18 protein-coding genes are annotated in these 21,265 nt (G+C 61.1%); 11 read left to right on the top strand and 7 right to left on the bottom strand.

What is annotated here, in order from left to right; genetic code table 11:
- Nucleotides 1–109: 109 nt before the first annotated feature.
- From J3A65_RS04070 to J3A65_RS04055, 4 genes are all read left to right on the top strand, one after another.
- The gene (locus tag J3A65_RS04070) at nucleotides 110–2,098 is read left to right on the top strand and encodes a BCCT family transporter (protein WP_209899646.1); all 1,989 of its coding nucleotides are present in this window, start codon (nucleotides 110–112) and stop codon (nucleotides 2,096–2,098) included.
- Between the two features lie 254 nt (nucleotides 2,099–2,352).
- Nucleotides 2,353–3,612 carry a DUF2254 domain-containing protein gene (locus J3A65_RS04065; RefSeq protein ID WP_209899643.1) on the top strand — a complete coding sequence of 420 codons (1,260 nt, stop codon included), beginning with the start codon at nucleotides 2,353–2,355 and terminating at the stop codon, nucleotides 3,610–3,612.
- 164 nt (nucleotides 3,613–3,776) lie between these two features.
- Nucleotides 3,777–5,279 (top strand): FAD-dependent oxidoreductase, encoded by a 1,503-nt coding sequence (locus J3A65_RS04060; RefSeq protein ID WP_209899640.1) that lies wholly within the window; start codon nucleotides 3,777–3,779, stop codon nucleotides 5,277–5,279.
- Nucleotides 5,276–5,893: a CDP-alcohol phosphatidyltransferase family protein gene (locus J3A65_RS04055; protein ID WP_209899637.1), complete on the top strand. Its 618-nt coding sequence runs from the start codon at nucleotides 5,276–5,278 to the stop codon at nucleotides 5,891–5,893. Before J3A65_RS04060 ends, J3A65_RS04055 begins: the two co-directional genes overlap by 4 nt.
- 17 nt (nucleotides 5,894–5,910) lie before the next feature.
- Here the strand turns inward: J3A65_RS04055 and J3A65_RS04050 are convergent, their stop codons facing one another.
- Complete coding sequence (locus tag J3A65_RS04050) at nucleotides 5,911–6,519, bottom strand: sigma-70 family RNA polymerase sigma factor (RefSeq protein WP_209899633.1); 609 nt, start codon at nucleotides 6,517–6,519, stop codon at nucleotides 5,911–5,913.
- A 154-nt stretch (nucleotides 6,520–6,673) separates the two neighbouring features.
- Here J3A65_RS04050 and J3A65_RS04045 point away from each other — a divergent pair, with 154 nt between their 5' ends.
- The 6 genes from J3A65_RS04045 (at nucleotide 6,674) to J3A65_RS04020 (ending at nucleotide 12,564) form a co-directional block, all read left to right on the top strand.
- Nucleotides 6,674–7,465, top strand: a complete 792-nt coding sequence (locus J3A65_RS04045) for a TVP38/TMEM64 family protein (RefSeq protein ID WP_209899630.1) — start codon at nucleotides 6,674–6,676, stop codon at nucleotides 7,463–7,465.
- A gap of 35 nt (nucleotides 7,466–7,500) precedes the next feature.
- Nucleotides 7,501–7,746, top strand: coding sequence for a zf-HC2 domain-containing protein (locus tag J3A65_RS04040; RefSeq protein ID WP_092662804.1), 246 nt, complete (start codon nucleotides 7,501–7,503; stop codon nucleotides 7,744–7,746).
- Between the two features lie 96 nt (nucleotides 7,747–7,842).
- Nucleotides 7,843–9,063, top strand: a complete 1,221-nt coding sequence (locus J3A65_RS04035) for an ABC transporter substrate-binding protein (RefSeq protein WP_209899627.1) — start codon at nucleotides 7,843–7,845, stop codon at nucleotides 9,061–9,063.
- A gap of 42 nt (nucleotides 9,064–9,105) precedes the next feature.
- Complete coding sequence (locus J3A65_RS04030) at nucleotides 9,106–10,794, top strand: ABC transporter permease subunit (RefSeq protein ID WP_209899965.1); 1,689 nt, start codon at nucleotides 9,106–9,108, stop codon at nucleotides 10,792–10,794.
- Nucleotides 10,795–10,796: 2 nt separating this feature from the next.
- On the top strand, nucleotides 10,797–11,468 hold the full coding sequence (locus J3A65_RS04025) for an ATP-binding cassette domain-containing protein (protein WP_209899963.1): 672 nt from the start codon (nucleotides 10,797–10,799) through the stop codon (nucleotides 11,466–11,468).
- Nucleotides 11,461–12,564, top strand: coding sequence for an FAD-dependent oxidoreductase (locus tag J3A65_RS04020; RefSeq protein WP_209899624.1), 1,104 nt, complete (start codon nucleotides 11,461–11,463; stop codon nucleotides 12,562–12,564). The genes J3A65_RS04025 and J3A65_RS04020 overlap by 8 nt, the downstream gene beginning before the upstream one ends.
- A 106-nt stretch (nucleotides 12,565–12,670) precedes the next feature.
- Here J3A65_RS04020 and J3A65_RS04015 read toward each other — a convergent pair whose 3' ends face one another.
- The gene (locus tag J3A65_RS04015) at nucleotides 12,671–13,906 is read right to left on the bottom strand and encodes an aminotransferase class III-fold pyridoxal phosphate-dependent enzyme (RefSeq protein WP_209899621.1); all 1,236 of its coding nucleotides are present in this window, start codon (nucleotides 13,904–13,906) and stop codon (nucleotides 12,671–12,673) included.
- A gap of 257 nt (nucleotides 13,907–14,163) precedes the next feature.
- Here J3A65_RS04015 and J3A65_RS04010 point away from each other — a divergent pair, with 257 nt between their 5' ends.
- Entirely contained in the window at nucleotides 14,164–14,886 is a 723-nt protein-coding gene (locus J3A65_RS04010) for a GntR family transcriptional regulator (RefSeq protein ID WP_209899618.1), read from the top strand.
- 23 nt (nucleotides 14,887–14,909) lie between these two features.
- On the opposite strand, the gene J3A65_RS04005 is transcribed toward J3A65_RS04010, so the two are convergent.
- The 5 genes from J3A65_RS04005 to J3A65_RS03985 all read right to left on the bottom strand — a co-directional run bounded on the left by J3A65_RS04005 (nucleotide 14,910) and on the right by J3A65_RS03985 (nucleotide 21,170).
- Entirely contained in the window at nucleotides 14,910–15,908 is a 999-nt protein-coding gene (locus tag J3A65_RS04005; protein ID WP_209899615.1) for a transketolase C-terminal domain-containing protein, read from the bottom strand.
- Nucleotides 15,905–16,771, bottom strand: coding sequence for a transketolase (locus J3A65_RS04000; protein ID WP_209899612.1), 867 nt, complete (start codon nucleotides 16,769–16,771; stop codon nucleotides 15,905–15,907). The genes J3A65_RS04005 and J3A65_RS04000 overlap by 4 nt, the downstream gene beginning before the upstream one ends.
- A 61-nt stretch (nucleotides 16,772–16,832) precedes the next feature.
- Nucleotides 16,833–18,500, bottom strand: coding sequence for a N,N-dimethylformamidase beta subunit family domain-containing protein (locus J3A65_RS03995; RefSeq protein WP_209899609.1), 1,668 nt, complete (start codon nucleotides 18,498–18,500; stop codon nucleotides 16,833–16,835).
- Between the two features lie 83 nt (nucleotides 18,501–18,583).
- On the bottom strand, nucleotides 18,584–20,830 hold the full coding sequence (locus tag J3A65_RS03990; protein ID WP_209899606.1) for a N,N-dimethylformamidase beta subunit family domain-containing protein: 2,247 nt from the start codon (nucleotides 20,828–20,830) through the stop codon (nucleotides 18,584–18,586).
- Nucleotides 20,820–21,170 carry a hypothetical protein gene (locus J3A65_RS03985; protein ID WP_062577779.1) on the bottom strand — a complete coding sequence of 117 codons (351 nt, stop codon included), beginning with the start codon at nucleotides 21,168–21,170 and terminating at the stop codon, nucleotides 20,820–20,822. Before J3A65_RS03985 ends, J3A65_RS03990 begins: the two co-directional genes overlap by 11 nt.
- Nucleotides 21,171–21,265 lie beyond the last annotated feature (95 nt).

Below are 21,265 nucleotides of genomic sequence, written 5' to 3'. Positions count from 1 at the left end.
TGGACTTTTCAAAAGCGCCGCCTAGTTTCCATGAAAAGCGGCCGGATTGGGGCGGGATCGTCCGTCCCAATGATCCGCAAGTCGGAGCGCAGGAGGACAAATCCGCGGTATGAAAAGTTTTGTCATCAACCCCCCGGTCTTCTACGGCTCAGTCATCGTCATCGGTCTGTTTCTGGTGGTCGGCATCGCCATACCCGGGCAAGCGGGCGCTTTTTTTGGCGCCGTACAGGCATCGATCCTCGGCGCGTTCGGCTGGTTCTATTTGCTTTCCGTCGGCATATTTCTCGCATCCGTCCTGCTGCTCTGTTTCGGCCGCTTCGGACAGCTCAAGCTTGGTCCGGATGATTCCGTTCCCGATTTCCGCTTTCTGTCGTGGATCGCCATGCTGTTTGCCGCCGGCATGGGGATCGGGTTGATGTTCTACGCCGTCGGTGAACCGATGACGCATTTCATGGCGCCGCCGACGGCCGAGCCGCGTTCGGTCGCAGCCATGCGCGAAGCAATGACCGTGACCTTCTTCCATTGGGGGATCCACGCCTGGGCAATCTACGCCGTTGTCGGCCTGTCGCTTGCCTATTTCGGCTATCGCTACAACCTGCCGCTGACGATCCGTTCCGGCCTCTATCCGCTTCTCAAAAACCGTATCGATGGTCCGATCGGTCACGCGGTGGATATCTTTGCGATTGTCGGCACGATGTTTGGGATCGCCACGTCGCTCGGTGTCGGCGTCTCGCAGATCAATGCGGGTCTCAACCATCTTCTCGGCGTTCCGATCGGCATCGCTGTGCAGTTGCCGTTGATCGCAGTCGTGACCGCGATGGCGACAGTGTCGGTCGTGACCGGCCTCGACAAGGGCGTCCGCATCCTGTCGGAAACCAACCTTATCGTTGCCATCCTGTTGATGATATTCGTTCTCGTGGTTGGTCCGACCAGCCTGTTGTTTCGGGATTTCGTGCAGAACCTCGGTCTCTATTTCGACACGCTGGTCCTGCGCACATTCAACATCTACGCCTATGAGCCGACGCCCTGGGTTGATGCCTGGACCTTGTTCTACTGGGCCTGGTGGATTTCCTGGTCGCCCTTCGTCGGCATGTTCATCGCCCGCATTTCCCGCGGCAGAACCGTGCGGGAATTCGTCGTCGCCGTCCTCTTTATTCCCGCCGGGTTCACCTTTTTCTGGATGACGGTGTTTGGCAATACGGCGATGTTTATCGATACCGGCATCGCCAACGGCGCTCTCGGCGCGGCTATCGCCAATGACGTCTCAGTCGGTCTGTTCCGGTTCTTCGAGTATCTGCCGCTGCCGGCAATTACCTCGACGCTCGCGGTTCTGCTGGTGTCAATCTTCTTCATCACCTCGGCAGATTCGGGTGCGCTTGTCGTGGACTCCATTGCAGCCGGCGGCGAGACGAACACGACAACAGGACAGCGGGTTTTCTGGTGCGTTATGGAGGGTTTCGTGGCGGGGTGCCTGCTGCTCGCCGGTGGCCTGACGGCGCTGCAATCTGCCACTGTCGCCAGCGCGCTGCCGTTTGCCGTGATCATGCTCGGTCTTGTCCTTTCGCTGTATCTGGGCATGCAAGAGGACCTTGCACAGCGCGATGCGCACAACGGCGCCACCCTTCCGGCTGCCCAGCCGGCATCCGGGCAGACCTGGCAGCGGAGACTGGCCCTGATGCTGGCCACCGCGACCGAAGCCGATGTCCGTCGCTTCATCGACACGCATGTGCGTCCAGCCCTTGATCAGGTCGCGCAGGAACTGACCTCCCGGGGACGGCATGGGCAGGTGGTTGATGACCCGGACGGGGCGATCGTCCTGCGCTCACCCGCACAAGATGTTCGTGACTTTGTCTACGGTGTCACACCCACACGGCAGCGCGTCGCGAGTTTTACGCCTGTGCGGGCCGGAGAGCCTGAGTTTCGCTTTGAGGCGCGGACCTATTTCTCAAGCGGCAATCGCGGGTATGACGTGATGGGGATGTCGCGCGATCAACTCATCAGCGACGTCCTGGCGCAGTTCGAACGCTATCTGCACCTGGTGCATTCGCCGGAGTTTCAGCTGGTCCACAGTGCTCCAGAACATCCATCTGGAATATAGCTGTTATGGGGGGCGGCCTCGTTGCAAGGCGCGCCTGTTACCATAATAGGTCCGACGCTCATCGTAGCGGAAGGCGGTCTGTTTGCAGACGCTTGATCAGAGGTCCCGCGATGTGGGTTGAGCTCCAAAGCGGACACCAACTGTCGCTGAAGACTGACGGGCGACCTGATTAATCCCAATTTGGCAGGCAAAGGCGTACACCTGAGACGTCGACAAGAGACGGCCCGCGATGAGCCAGAAAAGTGAGAATACGGATGACGTCACGCTGGGTTTGGCTTTTGTCGAAACTGGTCCGGAAAATCTGGTTTCGGGCAAGTCTGTTTTCCATCCTTGCCATTATCACCGCACTTGTCGCCATCGTCGCCAGTCCGTTCATTCCAGGTGATCTTCCCACGAAGATAGGCGCTGACGCTGTCGATAATATACTGGGCATCATTGCCTCAAGTATGCTGACAGTCACGACATTCTCTCTCAGCACGATGGTGTCGGCCTATTCGGCTGCAACCAGCAACGTCACGCCCCGCACGACCACGCTGGTCATGGAGGACAGCACGACGCAGAACGTGCTCGCGACCTTCATCGGCTCCTTCCTCTTCAGTCTTGTCGGGATCATCGCGTTGAGCACCGGCGCCTACGGCGACCGCGGCCGTGTCGTTCTCTTTGTTGTGACAGTTGCCGTGATTGTGCTGATTGTCGTCACGCTCTTGCGTTGGATCGACCACCTTTCCCGGCTCGGGCGTGTCACAGAAACGACCGAGAGAGTGGAAAAGGTCACCATAGAGGCGATGCGGTCCCGGCGTAAGCAACCGTATTTCGGCGGAAGCCGGTTAAGCGCTTCAGAGACCATTCCGGCCACGGCGAGACCGGTCTTTGTCGATCGGATAGGGTATGTGCAGCACCTTGATACCGGCGCCCTTTCCGGCATCGCAACCGACGCGAAAGCGCAGATATACATTCACATGATTCCGGGTCAGTTTGTGGATCCGTCGACGCCGGTTGCGTGGATCGACGGCGCCGATGACGCCGAGGAGACAACGGCAATCTCCCGCTGTTTCACGGTGGGCGATACCAGGTCCTATGATCAGGACCCGCGATTTGGCGCTGCAGTTCTGTCGGAGATTGCGTCTCGCGCCCTTTCGGCGGCCACCAACGATCCCGGTACCGCGATCGATGTTCTCACGCGGACAGTGCGCGTTCTGGCTGTCTGGAACGAAACGACAGGGGAGGATGAGCATGAAGTGCCGTATCCAAATGTCTACGTGCCGGCGATCAGCCTTGACGAACTGTTTGATGATCTCTTCACACCGATCGCGCGGGACGGCGCCGGCGTTGTCGAAGTCGGGCTGAGATTGCAGAAAGTGCTGCGAATTCTCGCGACGTTTGAACATGATCGCTATCGCGGAAATGCCATACGCCACTCGAGGGAGGCCCTTGAGCGGGCCAAACATGGACTGACTTTGCCGGCGGATTTCGAGCGCGTAAAAGCCGCGGCAGAGGCGGTTGGGGGATTGTAGCTGCGGTTGTTCAAGCGTGACGAGCGAAGCCAGCATCGCGTAATAGCGCTGTTCTGAAGGGAAAATCCATTCATCACAGGAAATCTTGATGAAGCCTTGTAACAATGTGGATTCCTGCGCGTCTTCCTGAAGCAACGTCTATTGCGGGTGGAAAGACGAAATCTATGGACCAGAACGAGGGCTTTTCCCGATCCACCTGGACGCGGCCGAAGCGTTTCGATCGCAACCTGGTGATCATTGGCGCCGGATCCGCCGGGCTGGTGTCGGCCTATATCGCTGCTGCCGCCAAGGCGAAGGTGACGCTGGTCGAGGCGAACAAGATGGGCGGCGACTGCCTGAACTATGGCTGCGTCCCTTCGAAGGCCCTGATCAAGAGCGCAAAGGTGGCGCACCAGATGCGCCATGCGGACCATTATGGCCTGGAGCCGGTCGAGCCGAAGGTGCCTTTCTCTGCGGTGATGGAGCGGATCCACAAGGTGATCGCCGAAATCGAGCCGCATGACAGCGTCGAACGCTATACGGGGCTCGGCGTCGACGTCCTGCAAGGCTACGCAAAGCTGATCGATCCCTGGACGGTGGAAATTGCCCTGACCGAGGGCGGCACGCAGCGTCTGACGACGCGCGCGATCATCATTGCGACCGGCGCCCAGGCCTTTGTGCCCCCGATACCGGGCCTCGCCGAAATTGGCTATCTCACATCCGATACCATGTGGGAGCGGCTCCGCGATCGCCCTTCTGTGCCGCAGAGGCTCGTCGTTTTGGGCGGAGGGCCGATCGGCTGCGAGCTGGCGCAGAGTTTTGCTCGACTTGGCTCCGAGGTCACGCAGATCCAGATGGCACCACGGCTGATGATGCGTGAGGACGATGATGCGGCCAGGGTCGTCGAAGCCTCGATGAAGGCGGACGGCGTCAATGTGCTGACCAGCCACAAGGCGGTCGCCTGTGGGTCGAATGCCGGTGAAAAATGGATCGAGGTCGAAAAGGGCGGGGCTAAGTTCCGCATCGGCTTCGACGAGATCATTGTCGCGGTCGGACGCGCCCCGCGGCTGAAGGGGTTCGGGCTCGAGGATCTCGGCATTAAGGTCGATCGTGTGGTGGAGACCAACGAATACCTCCAGACCCTTCATCCGAACATTCTCGCCGCCGGCGATGTGGCAGGGCCCTACCAGTTTACCCATGTCGCCGGACATCAGGCCTGGTTTGCCGCTGTCAATGCGCTGTTCGGTGATCTCAAGCGCTTCAAGGCTGATTACTCAGTCATTCCGTGGGCGACCTTCACCGATCCAGAAGTGGCGCGGGTTGGCTTGTCCGAGACCGAGGCGAGTGAGAAGAAGATACCGCATGAGGTAACGCGTTTTGGCTTGGACGATCTCGATCGCGCGATCGCCGATGGGGCCGCCCGTGGCTTCGTCAAGGTGCTGACGGTGCCGGGCAAGGACAAGATCCTGGGTGCAACGATTGTCGGCGAGCATGCCGGCGACCTGCTGTCGGAATTCGTCTTCGCCATGAAACATGGCCATGGGCTCGGCAAGATCCTCGGCACGATCCACATTTACCCGACGCTCGCAGAGGCCAACAAGCAGGTGGCCGGTCAGTGGCGCCGCAATCACATCAACGGGTTTCTGCTCTCGCTGCTTGAACGCTTCCAGACCTGGAGGCGCGGATGATCGACGCCAAGATCCTGCCGCTGCAGAAGGCAGCTCTGCAGCCCATCGCTGCGTTTCTGGCCCATCGCGGGGTTCGTGCAGATCAGATCAGCCTCGTTGGTTTCATGGGCGGGCTCGGCGCCTTCGCCGCTCTCTGCCTCGGCTACTTTTGGGTGGCGCTTCTGCTGATCCTTGTGAACCGGGCGCTGGACGGGCTCGATGGTGCGGTTGCCCGCCTGCATGGTCCGACGGATCGTGGCGCGTATCTCGACATCGCGCTCGACATGGTCTTCTACGCGCTGATCCCGCTCGGTTTCGCGGTTGCGGTGCCCGAGATCAATGCGCTGCCCGCAGCGGTGCTGATCGTGTCCTTCGTCGGCACAGGCTCGTCCTTCCTCGCTTTCTCGGCAGTTGCGGCGAAACTCGGCCGCGAGGCCCCGGAATTTCCCACCAAGGGCATCTACTACGCCGGCGGTCTCGCCGAAGGCTTCGAGACGATCGCGGTCTTCATCGTCATGTGTCTCTTGCCTTGGCATTTCCCGCTGATTGCCTATGGATTTGCCGCGCTTTGCGGGGTGACGACCGTCATCCGCTGGCGCCAGGGCTGGGTCGCCTTTTCCGGAGATGATCAATGAGCGACGCCGTGTCCCTCTCAGAGATCCGCATTCAGCCGGTCAAGCGCGTTGCGCACCGTCAGCCGCGCTCGGTGCAGAAGTACCCGCATATTGCCCTCGGAAATGTCGAGAAGGGTGCAGACCTCTGCCGGATCGAGCTCCTGCTGGCCGCGCAGGATCAGCACCGCGCGTTGCGCCTGAGGCAGAGTTTCGATGACGGCTTCCACATGCTGCAGAACGCTTCGACCCTCGACATGGCGTTCCGGCGTCAGGTTTTCCCAAAGCGCGGGCATGGTACGCCAGTGGCCGCGCCCGTCGAAAGCCTCGTTGAGGGTGTCGTCGACACCAAAATCGTCGAAGGACACCGTGCGGCCTTCGCGTCTGGCGCGGCTGCGCGCCTTGTTGATCAGGATAGTGTAGATCCAGCTTGCAAGCGATCCGCGCCCTTCGAAGAGATCGATGCGGTCGAGCACTGTGACCCAGGTGTCCTGCGCGACGTCTTCCGCGATGACACGCGAGCGGACGATGCCGTTGCAAAGACGGATCATCGCGGCATTGTGCCGGCGATAGAGCATTTCGAACGCTGCCGCATCCCCGTCGGCGAGACGCAGCGCCAGAGCCCGATCATCACCTTCCACCTGCGCCATGCTGCCCCCAGCCTCAGCTCAGGCGTCATTAGCAAAACAATCGCCTTCAAAGTCCAGCCGCATTCGATCCTATCAAGCCATAGTGACCATGGGGGATCTGTCGCGCCGGTACATCCGATCCCACAAGGCATGCCGCAGCTTCACGGAAACCGCCATGATTGACAGCCGTTCCCCACAACACGGCGCGCCGCCGGATGACGAGCCCGCCACCTCGAAGGGCGCTGTCGGCAAAGGTAGCAGGTGGCGTTATACGCCCGTGGTCCTCGTCATCACCGGCCTCGCACTCGGCTATGTCTTCGGCCTGCAGGACTATCTCAGCCTCAAATTTCTTGCCGAACAACGGCAGGCCTTGAGGAGTTACGTCGACGCCAATGTCCTCTGGTCGGCGGTCATCTTCCTGCTCGTCTATACCGCGGCCGTCGCCTTCTCGTTTCCGGCAGCGTCCGTGCTGACCATCTTCGGTGGTTTCCTCTTCGGCTGGATGATCGGGGGAGCGCTGGTGGCTGTTGGTGCCACGGTCGGTGCGGCGATCCTGTTCCTCGCCACCCGCTCGGCCTTCGGCGATTTTCTGCGCCACCGGGTTGATGGGGTCATCAAGAAGATGGCGGACGGTTTCCAGGAGAATGCCTTCGGCTATCTCTTCGTCATCCGGCTCGCTCCGGTCTTTCCCTTCTTCGTCGTCAATATCGCGGCTGCCCTGTTCGACATCAGCCTCGGGCGGTTCATAGCCGCCACGTTCTTCGGCATCCTGCCCGGCACTTTCGCCTATGCCTATCTCGGCCAGGGAGTTGACAGTGTGCTGGTCGCCGCGCAGGCGAGCGGAAGGCAAGCGCAGATTTCGGATCTCGTGACGCGCGATATCACGCTCGCCTTCTTCGCGCTGGCGCTGGTGGCGCTGATCCCGACGCTCGTGCGGCAGATCGCCAAGCGCAGGAGTTCGCAATGAGCGTTCACTTTACCACATCCGGGGAGGGCTGAGCCATGTTTCGATGCAATGAAGTGGTCGAGCGCGCCAGCCTTCTGATCGACGGCGATCTCGGCTTCTGGCCGCGGCTCAACATCAGGCTACATCTGGCGATTTGCCGGGGATGCCGGGCCTTCGTCGAACAAATGCGCATTACCCATGAGCTGACTGCAATGGCGGGCGCCACGTTTGATTCGGAGCCAAGCGAGGAGATTGCGGCCGCGCTCGCGCGACGACAAATGGGTCCCGGCAAGAAAGCATGAAACCCGGCGCATCTCGAAGACGTAATTCAAACAGGAGCCGCAGCGCGTCAGCGTCAGGCGGTCGACTTTCAGGGAGTAGGGCACAGAATGCGATTGATGACAGGGATTTTCGCCGCCGCTTTGATGGCAGCCACAAGTAGCTTTCCGGCGAAAGCCGCCGGCCCCGAGCTTTCCGACTGGGCAGCCGTCGAGAAGGCAGCAACCGGCCAGACGGTCTATTTCAACGCCTGGGGCGGCTCGGAAAACATCAACGCCTATCTCGAATGGGTGGGCGCCGAGATGCAGTCACGCTACGGGGTGAGCGTGGTGCAGGTGAAGCTCGAGGATACCGCAAGCGCGGTCGCCAAGGTGATCGCCGAGAAAGCCGCCGGCAAGAATGACGGCGGCTCGGTCGATCTCATCTGGATCAACGGCGAAAACTTCGTCTCGTTGAAGCAGCAAGGGCTGCTCCTCACCCCCGGCTGGGCAAGCTCGCTGCCCAACTGGGCCTATGTCGATGTCGAAAACCAGCCGACCATCCTCACAGATTTCACCGAGCCGACAGAGGGCCTTGAAAGCCCCTGGGGTGGCGCGAAGATGGTTTTCTTCCATGACAGCGCGCGCACCGAAGCCTTCGCCATGCCGGACAACGCGACTGCGCTTCTCGATTGGGCGAAGAAGAACCCAGGCCGGTTTTCCTATCCCGCGCCACCGGATTTTACAGGCTCGTCCTTCCTGAAGCAGGTTTTGAGCGAGGTGATCGCCGACCCCTCCAAACTGGCGAAGCCGGTCAGCGAAGAGACTTTTAACGCTGATGTCGAGCCGCTCTTTGCCTATCTCGACCAGTTGCATCCGGCAGCCTGGCGTTCGGGCAAGACCTTCCCGCAGAACTATTCGGATATGAAACAGAAGCTGGCCGACGGCGAACTGGACATTATCTTCGCCTTCAATCCGTCGGAAGCCTCTGCCGGGATCAAGGCCGGCGAATTGCCCGAGACCGTGCGCTCCTTCACCTTCTCCGAGGGCACGCTCGGCAACACCCATTTCGTCGCCATTCCCTACAATGCCAATGCGAAGGAGGGGGCGCTGGTGACGGCGAACTTCCTCATCTCGCCTGAAGCGCAGCTTCGCAAGCAGGACCCGACTTATTGGGGTGATCCGACCGTTCTCGCCATGTCAAAACTGCCGGAGCCGGATCGTGCCGCCTTCAAAGCGCTCGACCTCGGCGCAGCCACCCTTGCGCCGGACAAGCTCGGCCCCGTGATTGCCGAGCCGCATGCGAGCTGGATGGAGCGCATCGAGGTCGAATGGCGCCGGCGCTACGCCAGCGGAAACTGAGCTGTGACAGCCCAGGCGACCGATCGCTCCTTTTTGAACGGAATGACCGCACTTCTTCCGAGGAGTGCGGTTGCCGTCACGCTTAGCCTTCTGGTCCTGCCGATCACTTTCGGGCTCCTCGGCACGTTGCTGCCGGCCTTAGGCTATCTGCCCGCACTCGGCGGACATGACCTCAGCCTGCAACCCTTTCGAGATCTTGCGGCGACACCGGGTCTGCCAACAGCGGCAGTCTTGAGTGTAGCAACCGGCCTCGCCGCCACCCTGATTTCTCTCGGCATCACGCTGATCTTCGTTGCGAGTTACGCCGGCACACCGACGCTGTCACGCCTGCAGCATTTGCTGTCGCCTCTCCTGGCCGTGCCCCATGCGGCGGCCGCTTTCGGGCTCGCCTTCCTGATCGCGCCATCGGGTTTCCTTATTCGCCTCGTCGCGCCTCTCTTTGGCATTGATCGGCCGCCGGACATTCTTATCCCCCATGACCCGATGGGGCTGACGATGATCGCGGGCCTCGTGATCAAGGAAACACCGTTCCTGTTTCTGGTCACGTTGGCGGCCCTGCCGCAGGTGGAGCTTTCCGCTGCGCGAAGGCTTGCAGCCTCCTTCGGTTATGGGCGTATTGCGGGCTTCGTCTACCTGCTCTGGCCGTCGCTTTACCGGCAGATCCGTTTTGCCGTCTATGCCGTCATCGCCTACTCGTCCTCGGTCGTGGATGTGGCGCTGATCCTTGGTCCCAACCTGCCCGGCACGCTCGCGACCCGGCTCGTCCAGTGGATGAACGATCCGGATCTGTCCGTGCGTTTCCTCGCCTCGGCCGGTGCCGTCCTGCAACTGGGCGTCACCCTGGTAGGATTGCTCTTGTGGTTGATGCTGGAGCGGGTCGCTGCGGTCCTGCTCCGCGCATCGCGGGACAGGGGATGGCGGTTCGTTCGCGACCAGTTGCTGCGCCGCGCGTCGATCCTGGTCGTCGGCCTGATCGGCGGAGCCGTCTTCGCAGGCCTCGCCATTCTTGCCATCTGGTCTGTCGCCGGTCTGTGGCAGTTTCCCGATATCCTGCCGCAGAGTTTTACGCCGAGGAGCTGGATGAGTGCCTTGCCGCGCATTGGCGATCCGCTCGTAACGACACTGGTGACAGGTCTCGCCTCGACGCTGCTGGCCATCCTGCTGACCGTCGGCTGCCTGGAGCGGGAGATTCAGACGGGACGCCGCGTGAGCCAGAAGGCGCTGTTGATGCTCTACCTGCCGCTGATCGTGCCGCAGATCACCTTCGTCTTCGGCCTGCAGCTGCTTTTCATCGGCGGTGGTGGCGGCGATTACAGGCTGACAGCCCTCGTGCTCGTCCACCTGGTTTTTGTGCTGCCTTATGTCTTCCTCTCGCTCGCCGATCCCTGGCGCGCGCTCGACCGTCGCTACGAGATCATTGCGACAGCACTCGGCCGGTCACGGCTGTCGGTGCTCGTGTCTATCCGCCTGCCGATGCTGATCCGTCCGATCCTGACAGCGCTTGCCCTTGGCTTTGCCGTCTCGGTTGGGCAGTATCTGCCAACCCTCCTGATCGGGGAGGGGCGGCTCTCGACCATCACCACGGAGGCCGTCGCTCTAGCCTCCGGCAACAACCGCCGTGTCATCGGAGTCTATGCCCTGCTGCAGACCATCCTTCCTTTCCTCGCCTTCGCGCTCTTTGCGCTGATACCCGCAGCGCTCCACCGCAACCGCCGGGATATGAGGGTCTGATGATGCTCCAGCGACAGCCGACCAATGGCCTCTCCCTCTCGAATGTGTTGATCCGTCTGGGTGATATCAGCCTGATTGCGCTGACCGCTGAGGTTCCTCCCGGTTCCGTCTTCACCGTCATGGGACCGTCGGGATCGGGCAAATCCACCTTGCTGTCCTTCATCGGCGGGTTTCTCGATCCTGTATTCGACGCCAAAGGGACCGTCTTTGTCGATGGTGTCGATCTCCTGTCGCTGGAGCCACAAGCCCGTCGCGCCGGCATCCTCTTTCAAGACCCGCTGCTCTTCCCGCATATGTCTGTTGGTGCCAATGTTTCCTTCGCCGTTCCGGCAGATGTGCGAGATCGTCGCCTTCGCCGGCAGATTGCGGCAGACATTCTCGCCGACATGAACCTCCCAGATTTTGCGGATCGGGACCCGGCCACGCTCTCTGGCGGGCAAAAGGGCAGGGTGGCGCTTGCTCGCGTTCTCGTCTCCCGGCCGAGATTGCTGCTTCTCGACGAGCCCTTCTCCAAGCTCGATATGGAGTTGCGCGCCCAGATGCGAACCCTCGTGTTCGAGCGTGCAAGAACCGCCGGCCTGCCGGTCATTCTTGTCACCCATGACGAAGCGGATGCCGAGGCCGCTGGCGGTCCCGTTCATCGTATTGGCATGAAGGGAGCAGCTCATGACTGAGGCGAACGCGAAAATCCCGGTCGTGCTTCTCGGTGGTGGCCACGCCCATGTCGAGGTGGTGCGCCTGTTGGGGCAGATGGGTCTCGGCGCGCAGATCACGCTGGTTTCGCCATCGCGCTATGCGCCTTATTCCGGCATGCTTCCGGGCCATATCTCGGGGGAATACGGTTTCGACGATTTCCACATCGATCTGGCGACCTTGTGCGCGCGCGCTGGCGGCGCCTTTGCCGAAACCACGGCGACCGCTATCGACCCGGAACGCCGGGTGGTCTCAGTCGCGAGCGGCCAAAACCTCGGCTACGGGCTGCTCTCGATCGATATCGGCTCCACCCCTATACTGCCCGACGGCATATCGGCCGGCATCTCCGTAAAGCCGATCGCAAGCTTTGCCGATCGCCTTGCCCGGCTCGATGCGCTGGCCCCAGAAGGACGGCTCTCAACGATCGCGGTCGTAGGGCAGGGGGTGGCAGGCGTGGAGGTCGCCTTTGCGCTCAGACGCCGGTTTTCCGGACGAGACATCCGCATAATACTCGTCGGACGGGCAGCGGAGCCGGTTCCGGAGCGCAGTCGGCGGGCGCGGCATTTGTTGGAGCGGGAATTGCGAAGGGCGGCCATCGCCCACCACCCCGCGTTCGATGTCGTCGCTTTCCACGACGCTGAGCTCGTCGCCCGCGACGGTCGGCGACTTGCGGTGAACGAGGTCATCTGGACGACGTCGAGCGGCGCCCCAGCCTTCTTGCGCAAGACCGGCCTTCTCCTCGACCGAAGCGGTTTCATTTGCGTGGACGAAACGTTGCGATCCCTGTCGCATCCGGATGTCTTCGCCGCCGGCGACGTCGCATCTCTGCCGAGCCCCCGTCCAAAGGCCGGCGTGTTTGCCGTGCGGCAAGGACCGGTTCTGGCCGAGAACATCCTCCGCAGCCTCTGCGGAGAAGCCCCGCTTTCTTATCAACCGCAACGGCAGTGGCTGGCACTGATCTCTCTCGCCGACGGGCGGGCCATTGCCGACAAGTGGAACATAGCCGTAGCCGGCCGCTGGGTGGCCAATTGGAAGCATCGCATCGACAGCCGCTTCATGCGGAAATATCAGGAGTGAAGCGGCCGCCTTGTCGCTATTTCTCGAAGCGAGCCCATTCTGGTTGATCGTTCAGTGCGCCTCGAGCGAGCTGTAACCGTTGCAACGCCGCATGAGGCGCGTCGAGCTAATTCGGAGCAGTCTTGGCAACAGTTGCAAATCCGTGCTCGGCGGCTTCGAGAGCGACGGCGATGTCAGCTTCCGTATGGGCCGCGCAAAGGAACATGTTGTGCCGCGGATGGAAATAGACGCCCTTGGCAAGGGTTGCGTTACAGAACGCATATCCTTTCGCGAAGTCGGCGTCGTCGTCAAACAGAACGGTCGGCATCTGCGCGGGGCCTGACTGACGGATCGATAGACCGAACTGGCGTGAACGTGTTTCCAGACCATCGCGCAGCATTTGACCAAGCCGTGCAATCTTGTCCGGGACGTTGTCGCGGCGGACCACCTTCAGCGTTGCAAGAGCGGCAGCCATCGACACGGCACCAGCCCAGAATGAGCCCGTGACGAACACCTGCGAGGCCGCCTTGCGCAGCCAGTCACTGCCGGTCACCGCCGAAAGGGCGTAACCGTTGGCGATTGCCTTGCTCCAGGCGGAAAGATCGGGACTGGCGCCAAGCGGCTCCCAGCTGCCGGCCGTATGAAGACGGAAACCGGTGCGAACCTCGTCGAGGATAACGGCCGCACCTTTGGCGTCGGCGAGCCGTCTTACGGCTCTGGCAAAATCCTGAGTGGGTAGTTCCTGATCAAAACTCATGTCGTGGCGATAGGCCGAGACGACGATCGCGGCAATGTCGTCACCAGCTTCATTGACCGCATCTTCGAGCGATTCAATATCATTGAACGTGTAGTAGGCGAGGTGAGCACGATCTTCTGCCGTTACGCCGATGAGCGACGGAGAGCACCAGGGAACTGCGCCGTGATAGGCGCCCTTGGCGACAAGGATTTTCCGCTTACCGGTCGCCGCGCGAGCAACAGTGACGCAGGTTGTAGTAGCGTCGGTGCCGTTCTTCTGGAACATTGTCCAGTCGGCGTGGGAAATAGTATCCACTACGAGTTCGGCCAGTTCGACCATGACTTCAGCTGGTCCGTTGAGGCAATCACCCATGCGCCTCTGGCGTTCGGCCGCCTCCTCGACTTCGGGGTGCTTGTGACCCAGGAGATTGGGACCCCAACTGCACATGAAGTCAACATAGCGGTTGCCATCGACATCCCAAAGCAGGCCACCTTCGCCGTGGCTGAAAAACTGCGGATATCTGTCCGGCAGCTTTGCAGCATTCAGGTGTCCCCACATTCCACCAGGAACGACTTTTTGTGCACGTGCGCGCAACGCGGCGTCTTGCATCCTGATCAGCTCTGACATCGAAAACTCCATCTGATAATTTGATATATCATATATGTCGGTGATAGACAATATTTAATAGAGAAATTCGAACGAGTACCCCTGTCTCGTGCAGACGACGTATATAACAAATGGTGCGAGAATCGTGGGAGGCTGGGCATCATCTGCACCCAAATCAACGCTCCGGCCGCCGAAGCTTGAAACAACCTGCGCCCTCCACGTATATTATATATAGTCCGTGGCTTGGTTGGCATGGTTCGGCTGTGATGGGGAATGAGATGAGTGAATCGGATCGGGCGACAGACGCGATTGGTGTTGGACCAGTCGCACGTGATAGCCTCACCGGACTGGTTTACAACAACCTTCGGCAGGCTTTGATGGAAGGGCGTTTCTGGCCGGGCCATCGCTTTAAGATCCGCGAACTGGCTGCAACGATGAACGTGTCCGAAACGCCAATTCGCGAAGCCCTGATGCAGCTCGTTCGCGCCAGAGCGTTAGAGATGCAGGCTGGCCGTTCAATTGCCGTGTCCCACATGACCGCCAAGCAGTATATCGAACTGCGGACGGTCAGGCTGTTCTTGGAGGGCCTTGCGGCGGAACACGCGACGACGCGTGTATCGGAAGCAGACATCGATCGTATGGAGGCCATCCACGCCGAACTGATTGCGGCGGAGCAGCAGCAGCGCTGGTCGGATGCCGTGCGCGCCAACTGGCAGTTCCATCGCGGCCTTTACGAGGGGTCCGAACTGCCGGAGGTTTTGGCAATTCTCGACGATATCTGGATGCGCAACGGTCCGCTGCTGAATTTCCATTATCCAAGCGCTCCCCCGACCTACCCGAACGAGCATCAGCACCTCTCCGTCCTCAAGTACTTGCGGCAGCGTCGTGCGGACAAGGTACGCGAGGCCATTCAGGCAGACATGATGGAGGGTGGCCAGAACCTCGTACGTCTGCTGGAAAATTCCGGCGGCACCCGCTACCTGACGCCACCGACCTCCTGATATTGCAAAGGCTGGCAGGCTTGTCATACCGCCGGCTGTGCCAGAGCCTCACGCACAGTCGCCGCTAGAGCGCTTTCGGACAAACCGTATTTCTCGAAGAGAAAGGCCGTGGTGCCGCCTTCGGCAAAGGTGTCGCGGACGCCGACGCGACGGAATTTCGAAGACACGTCGTTTTCCATCAACATTTCCGCCACGGCGCTTCCGAGCCCGCCGATGATCGAATGGTTCTCGGCTGTGACGACAAGTGGCATACGTTTGGCAAGCTCGACCAGGGCAGGATCGAGCGGCTTGATCGTCGCCATGTCCACCACAGTCATCTCAAGACCTTCGCGGCTTAGCAAATTTGCTGCCGAGAGTGCGATGTCGACCATCATGCCGCAGGCGACGATCAGACCTTGTCTGCCCTCGCGCAGCACCCGCATCTTTCCGATGGTGAACTCGGGCGTGGCGCCATCCACTTTTTCCGTCCCATCGGCGCGCTTCAGCCGGAGGTAGACGGGACCGTCATAGCTGGCGATCGCGGCGACCGATGCACGCACCTGATCCGGGCTGCTCGGTTCGATCACCGTCATGTTCGGCAAAGCGCGCATCAGGGCGATATCGTCGATCGCCTGATGGGAGACGCCGAGCAAGGTCGTCAATCCGGGAATGACGCCGACGATCTTCACGTTGGCGCGGGGATAGGCGACCTGCATCGCCACCTGGTCGTAGCAGCGACGGGTGGCAAAGACGCAAAAGCTGTGAACGAATGGGATTTCGCCTGATCGGGCCAAGCCCCCGGCAATCCCGATCATATTGGCTTCGGCGATGCCGACCTGATGAAAGCGCTCCGGCAACTGATCGCGAAACAGGTCCGTCTCCGTTGGAAGTGTCAGATCCGCCGTCAGGCATACAATGCGTTCGTCGTCGAGTGCTGCCTGCAGCAGCGCTTCACCGTAATGTTTCCGCGCAGTTGCCGCAGACGCACCACGCGCGTTGAAGTCGAGGACTTCCAGCGATCCGCGATCTTTGGTCTGGCTCATCTTCGTTCCTCCGCGTTTGCAAGTGCGGCCAGCGCTTCCCGCGCGACCTCGGCTGGCAGTTTCAGATTGTGTGCGAGGATCCCTTCCAGAGAAGGCACGCCCTTGCCGGCAATCGTGGAGGCCACGAGGCATGTCGGCTTCTCTCGCCCGCGGGCTTGGTCGAGCGCCGTTAGCAATGCCGGAATATCGTGCCCGTCGATGTCCTCGGCGGCCCAGCCGAAAGCCTTGAACTTCTCGGCGACCGGTTCAACCGACACCACCTTGTCGATGTGACCTTCGACCTGCATGCGGTTGTAGTCGATGATCAGGCAGAGATTGGAAAGACCGATGCTGCCCGCATACAAGGCAGCCTCCCAGACTTGGCCTTCCTGCAATTCGCCGTCGCCGAGCACCACATAGATGCGGCTGTCCGACTTCCGCCGCCGTGCGGCCAGCGCCATGCCGATGCCAACCGAAAGGCCTTGTCCGAGCGAGCCAAGCGTTGCTTCGATCGCCGTGCCGACCCGCTCCGACGCGTTGACCTCGAATACGGAGCCGTCCTTGCAGTAGTCGCGCACCAGATTTCGGTCGACGAGCCCGCGCGCAGCAAGCGTCGCGTAAAAGATCGCAGTGTTATGCGCCGTCGAGAGAAGAAAGCGGTCGCGATCCGGCCACCGCGGGTCGGTCGGATCGATCCGCATTTCGGCAAAATACAGGACGGCAAAGAGATCGGCTGCACCAAGTCCCTGTTGGACATAGCCCTGGCCCGTGGGCGCCACGAGATTGATCACGTCACGCCGGAGTAACCGGGCGATGCGCGCGAGTTCAGCTGCATCACGGATGCGGGCGGCGGGCTGTCGTTCACGGCTGATGGCACTGTTCATCGATAAGGCGCTCCTAAGCCATCGTTCATTTCTGACATTGTTCCGGCTCCCTCGGTGCGGTTCAGCGGGCCGTGAACCGGTCAAGGATGTTGCGCGTGATGCGCTGGGTAAAGGGATCGCCGCGTTTCAGGCCCATGACCCATTCGCAGGTGGCGGCCGTTAGAACCTCGCCCTTGCCGCGGGTCATGTGCACCATCATGCCGGAACCGTACTTGTATTTGGCGAGCCCCTCCGGCGTCACTTCGCCGGTCACGCATTCGACAAGGCCCTCATGGTCGCTGCCGCGCACATAGTAGCGGAAGCCTTCGCCTTCGGGCTCGTCTTCGGCGAGAACCGCCGGCGACATGGCAAGGATCTCGATCGTGTCGGGTTGACCCTCGACCTCGACGGGGTAGGGGAGGCCGTGGCGGAACGTGTAGTCCAGCCCGTCCACCTCGTAGGCGAAGATATGCTGCTTGTCGCCGAAGATGTCGGCATAGTGCAGTCCGGTCCCCGCAAATGCCCAGTGGGTCGGTCGGTAAACGGTCATGCCTTTTTGGCCGTTCGGGGCGAAACCACCCCAGGATGCGTACATCCCGTGCGCACCGTTGACGCCGACGGTGGAGGCGCCTGGCCACTTCACGGTGTGGTCTTCCCAGGCGCTGGTGAGCAGGTGCGCCTTGTCCGTGCCGGCGACCGGGTCCTTCTGGCTTGCTTTGAATTTGTGGCAGATCTGGCGTTTGCCATCCTCCTCAAGCCGGATCTGCCAGAGGAAGTTGGCGCCGAAGCGAGCGAGGTGTCCACCGCCTTCGACATAGCGCTCAATCGTCTCGCGCATCTCCCAGGTCCAGTATTCGTCATGACCGATAATTGTGACGCAAGGATAGGCGTCGAGCAGTTCCGGTCGGTAGTGCAGGTCGGTCTGGGTAATCATGTCCAGCTCGAACCCCTCCTTTTCGGCCCAAAGCACGAAGTGACGGTCGAATTGCGCCCATCCGGCGGCCGCATAATACTGGCCGAAGCCGTTGGCGTAGGCCCATTCCTTCATCGCGTATCGCGGTGCATCACCCATTTCCGGCGCGGGATCGGCGCAGATGCGCGGGGCACCCGCTGGTAGCCAGACGATCCCGCGCGTCCAGGGCCGTTCCAGCGAGAGGACGGGCGAGGGCTGGTCCTGATTTTCGCCCTCGACGCCGAAATAGTGGTTAGCACCGCCAAAGTCATTATAGGACGTCCAGGTGCCGGTAGGCAGGACCATCAGGATCTTGGCGCGGCGGGTTTTGTCCGTGGGGCGCACGACAAAGAAGTGATGCTGGACGAACTTGATGCCGTTCGGCCTCTCGCAGGTCGAGACGACCCTGTAGAAGCCAGACTTGAGGTCGACCGGAAGCGTCCACTGATGGCTGACCGGCCAGTTGCAGCCGTTACGGTAGGCATCCTTGGGTGTTGACGAAAATACGCCGTTGATTGCCTCGACCTCATGCACCGTCTCCGGGTGCAAACCGTCACGATAGATCTGCATGCGCCATGTCTTGGCAGTCGAGGTCGAGTGGAAGGTGACCTCGTCGCCCGGATCGTAGGAGATCGCATCTGTGTAGGTATAGACCTCGGGAATATCGGGATCTTCGCGCGGCGCTTCGTACCATGGCTGGCTGTTCCAGTGATCGTCGGCATACATTGGCCGCACCTTGCGGGGCGCAACATTCATGGTGCCGAGTTCAGGCGATTGGAATTCCGGTCTGTCTGCCATTGGTAAAGGTCTCTTGCGATATTTGCGGTCGATGCCGCCGGGTTCGAAAGGCCGCACTGGCATGTGCGACCTGGCATTTCCGCCTATGCCAAACTCGGCAGGACGAACGGTTCCGGGTCGAGGAACCGCTTCACGACGTTGAGCGTGATGGCACTGATATTGTTGTCGTAGTTGTTGTAGCCCAGCGACATGCCGAACGTGATCGAGCCCGAAGCGAAGACCGCCCCGCCATTGGCTGTCTCGAAGAACACCATGTCGGCGCGGACAAGTGCGTTCTGGGTGCCGTCGAGCCCGTCGACCATGGTTCGGAACTCCTCCGGTGTCGGAAGTGCGCCGGCGCCGAGACCTTCGGAGGTTGCAAGCAGCAGCGCGTGGCGCGGCGTCCCGAGCTCGTAGTCGAGACGGTCGATCTCGCTGCCGACGGCGCCGCCATAGCGGAAGCCGAAATCGCCGAATTTTTCGTGTCTGCCGGTGCCTTCGAAGATGAAGGCCGCTCGCGGATCCTCACTGTCGGGCATGCGCACATAGTAGGTGCAGGTGTCGTTGATCATGGCCGAGAAGCCCGTGCCGACCAGTTTTTGTGGCGCAAAGCCGCTGTGCCGCCAGAGTGCACCCGGTTCGCCGGTACCTGCCAGATGCACTTCGCCCGGCTCGGACTCCCAGGTGCGCGTACCCGCCATGCCGCGGCGCACTTCGAGCGCCGCCGGAGCCGCGGGATGAAAGCCGCATCGCCAGTAGAAGGCATTGCCGCCCATCGAGACGTGGCGACCGCCTGCATTCTGGTACTCCATGATGCCGTTCATCATGTTGAAAGAGTAGTATTCGGCATGCGTCGGCGTCATCATCGCCCGGTACGGGTTGAGCGCCCGGGCACCCTCGCGGTCCAGCTCGATATCGGTGATGACGTCGTAGGCGATGCCCTTCTCCTCGAGCCAGTCGAGAATATGGGTGTCGTTGATCAGGTTGAACCAGTAGCCGCGCGGCCGCATGCTGAGCACCGGACGGAGCCAGGACGAATAGGCGCGGCCGGATCCATCGACATGGCTGTCATAGGTAGACTGGCCGATCTGCGGATGCTCCTGCATGTAGACATCGTCCAGCGGCAGCCACAGCACGTGCTCCATCAGCGTCTCGAAATGCACCTGATAAAGACGGAGCGCGCTGTTGGCATAGGCCAGATAGGTGGCAACCGAGAGCACCACCACGAGGTCGGCCCGCTTCGTCTTCTTGCCGGGTGTCACGAAGAACGTCACATAGCTCTCGCAGTCCGGCTCCGGTTCGTCGCCAGCCGGCGTGAGCCGGAGCGCATATACGCCGGTTCGCCACTCCTCGGGCACATCGAGAGAGAAGGTCGCCTGCCACTGGCAGTCGTAGATGTCATCGTTGTGAAAATGGATGGCGGCGTATTCGCGCGGCGCAAGCCGGAAGTCATGAACCGCACCGGACCAGAAAAAGCCCGTGACGCCGCGGCGGGGCAACTGGTGCAGACGCCCGTGCAGGCAGTTGGCGGAAAGATCCTTCACGTCGAGCGAGGTGATACCTTCGCCGAAATCCCAGGAGGCGACAAGACCGGGTGCGGCAGAGCCGGTGCGAGGCTGGCAGTCGTAAACCCTCAGCGCTTCGGCACTCAGCGCCAGCGACACGACCCGCGGCGCCTCGATCTTGCCGTCGAAGTGGGCAGTGTAACGTTTCGCGCCGTCCAGATGATGCGCTGCGATTAGAAAATCCAGGCCGCTGTCGAGTGCCGACATGTCGGAAAGGTCGAAAGTCTCGGCATGGGCAACAGCCGGACGCGTGCCGTCGGCAGGCACGATCAACGACAGCGTTGCAGTCTTCTTTGCGAAGTCGAGAGTTGCGGAGATGAAGGACCAGACACGCTCGCGCGCCTTGACGTCGAGGGTCAGGCTAAGGCTTCCGGTGCGCAGAACGGGATGGCCCTCGACATCGAGTTCGAGCGCATATCCTTCGGCTGTGCTTTCGCACCAGCTGCCCATGATACCTCGGGCGTTGTCGTCGATGCGGGTCGGATAAATGTAGCAGCCGAAAGACCATGCGGTACCGCTCGGTACGAGTGCGTCACCATGAGGGATCACCGCGCAGGAGCCGGGGCGGATTTCCTGGTCGAGGCAGGTGTGGACGCCATCGATGGTGCTATCCATCAGGTCGTACTTGAAGCCCGGTCCGTTAACGTCGACGTCACCGCAGCGGAGGCGCATGACTTCAACCTTGACGGCGTCGCGTTTGCTCGACAGCTGGAATTTGACGGTTTCTCCGGCCGGAACGCTGATGCGGTCGGGGTAGCCGAGATACTCGTTGGTCTTATAGATCACCTTGATACTCCGGGGGTAATGTTGCACCCGTCATGGCCTGCCAGCGGATCTTGAAGACATGCCATTCCGCCTCGGCCAGCGAGGTGAAGATGCGCTCGTCGACGAAAGGCATCGGATCGCCGCGCCGCTCGGGAATGCGCGACAGGCGCCAGGCCTTGCCGGCCTCCAGCACGACCAGCACGAGACGACCCTGGGCTTTGCCCCAGCGCATCTTGGCCAGCATCTTGCGAAGTTCGGCCCCATGCACGCCAAGCGGGCTGTCGCGGAACTCCTCCACCAGATCGAGCCGTTGCGGGTCGATGACATAGCGCAGCGCGTTCGGGTCACTGGTGTGATCCATGGAAATCGTCCTGTCGTTGCAGTCGTATGGATTTGCTTATCGGCATGTTGGGCCTTCCCCCCACAGACGGGGAGAAGGCGATGAGGAGCAGTTGT

The organism is Rhizobium sp. PvP014 (genome assembly GCF_017876855.1).
In the GTDB taxonomy this organism is placed as follows: Bacteria; Pseudomonadota; Alphaproteobacteria; order Rhizobiales; family Rhizobiaceae; genus Neorhizobium; species Neorhizobium soli.
Note: the sequence above shows the minus strand (reverse complement) of the source record. Positions and strands in the feature narration are given on the sequence as shown.

What these genes read in the sequence shown, in the direction of transcription:
- J3A65_RS04070 (WP_209899646.1), top strand. Translation starts at nt 110, where the DNA reads ATGAAAAGTTTTGTCATCAACCCCCCGGTCTTCTACGGCTCAGTCATC.
- J3A65_RS04065 (WP_209899643.1), top strand. Translation starts at nt 2,353, where the DNA reads ATGACGTCACGCTGGGTTTGGCTTTTGTCGAAACTGGTCCGGAAAATC.
- J3A65_RS04060 (WP_209899640.1), top strand. Translation starts at nt 3,777, where the DNA reads ATGGACCAGAACGAGGGCTTTTCCCGATCCACCTGGACGCGGCCGAAG.
- J3A65_RS04055 (WP_209899637.1), top strand. Translation starts at nt 5,276, where the DNA reads ATGATCGACGCCAAGATCCTGCCGCTGCAGAAGGCAGCTCTGCAGCCC.
- J3A65_RS04050 (WP_209899633.1), bottom strand. Translation starts at nt 6,519, where the DNA reads ATGGCGCAGGTGGAAGGTGATGATCGGGCTCTGGCGCTGCGTCTCGCC.
- J3A65_RS04045 (WP_209899630.1), top strand. Translation starts at nt 6,674, where the DNA reads ATGATTGACAGCCGTTCCCCACAACACGGCGCGCCGCCGGATGACGAG.
- J3A65_RS04040 (WP_092662804.1), top strand. Translation starts at nt 7,501, where the DNA reads ATGTTTCGATGCAATGAAGTGGTCGAGCGCGCCAGCCTTCTGATCGAC.
- J3A65_RS04035 (WP_209899627.1), top strand. Translation starts at nt 7,843, where the DNA reads ATGACAGGGATTTTCGCCGCCGCTTTGATGGCAGCCACAAGTAGCTTT.
- J3A65_RS04030 (WP_209899965.1), top strand. Translation starts at nt 9,106, where the DNA reads ATGACCGCACTTCTTCCGAGGAGTGCGGTTGCCGTCACGCTTAGCCTT.
- J3A65_RS04025 (WP_209899963.1), top strand. Translation starts at nt 10,797, where the DNA reads ATGCTCCAGCGACAGCCGACCAATGGCCTCTCCCTCTCGAATGTGTTG.
- J3A65_RS04020 (WP_209899624.1), top strand. Translation starts at nt 11,461, where the DNA reads ATGACTGAGGCGAACGCGAAAATCCCGGTCGTGCTTCTCGGTGGTGGC.
- J3A65_RS04015 (WP_209899621.1), bottom strand. Translation starts at nt 13,906, where the DNA reads ATGTCAGAGCTGATCAGGATGCAAGACGCCGCGTTGCGCGCACGTGCA.
- J3A65_RS04010 (WP_209899618.1), top strand. Translation starts at nt 14,164, where the DNA reads ATGAGTGAATCGGATCGGGCGACAGACGCGATTGGTGTTGGACCAGTC.
- J3A65_RS04005 (WP_209899615.1), bottom strand. Translation starts at nt 15,908, where the DNA reads ATGAGCCAGACCAAAGATCGCGGATCGCTGGAAGTCCTCGACTTCAAC.
- J3A65_RS04000 (WP_209899612.1), bottom strand. Translation starts at nt 16,771, where the DNA reads ATGAACAGTGCCATCAGCCGTGAACGACAGCCCGCCGCCCGCATCCGT.
- J3A65_RS03995 (WP_209899609.1), bottom strand. Translation starts at nt 18,500, where the DNA reads ATGGCAGACAGACCGGAATTCCAATCGCCTGAACTCGGCACCATGAAT.
- J3A65_RS03985 (WP_062577779.1), bottom strand. Translation starts at nt 21,170, where the DNA reads ATGGATCACACCAGTGACCCGAACGCGCTGCGCTATGTCATCGACCCG.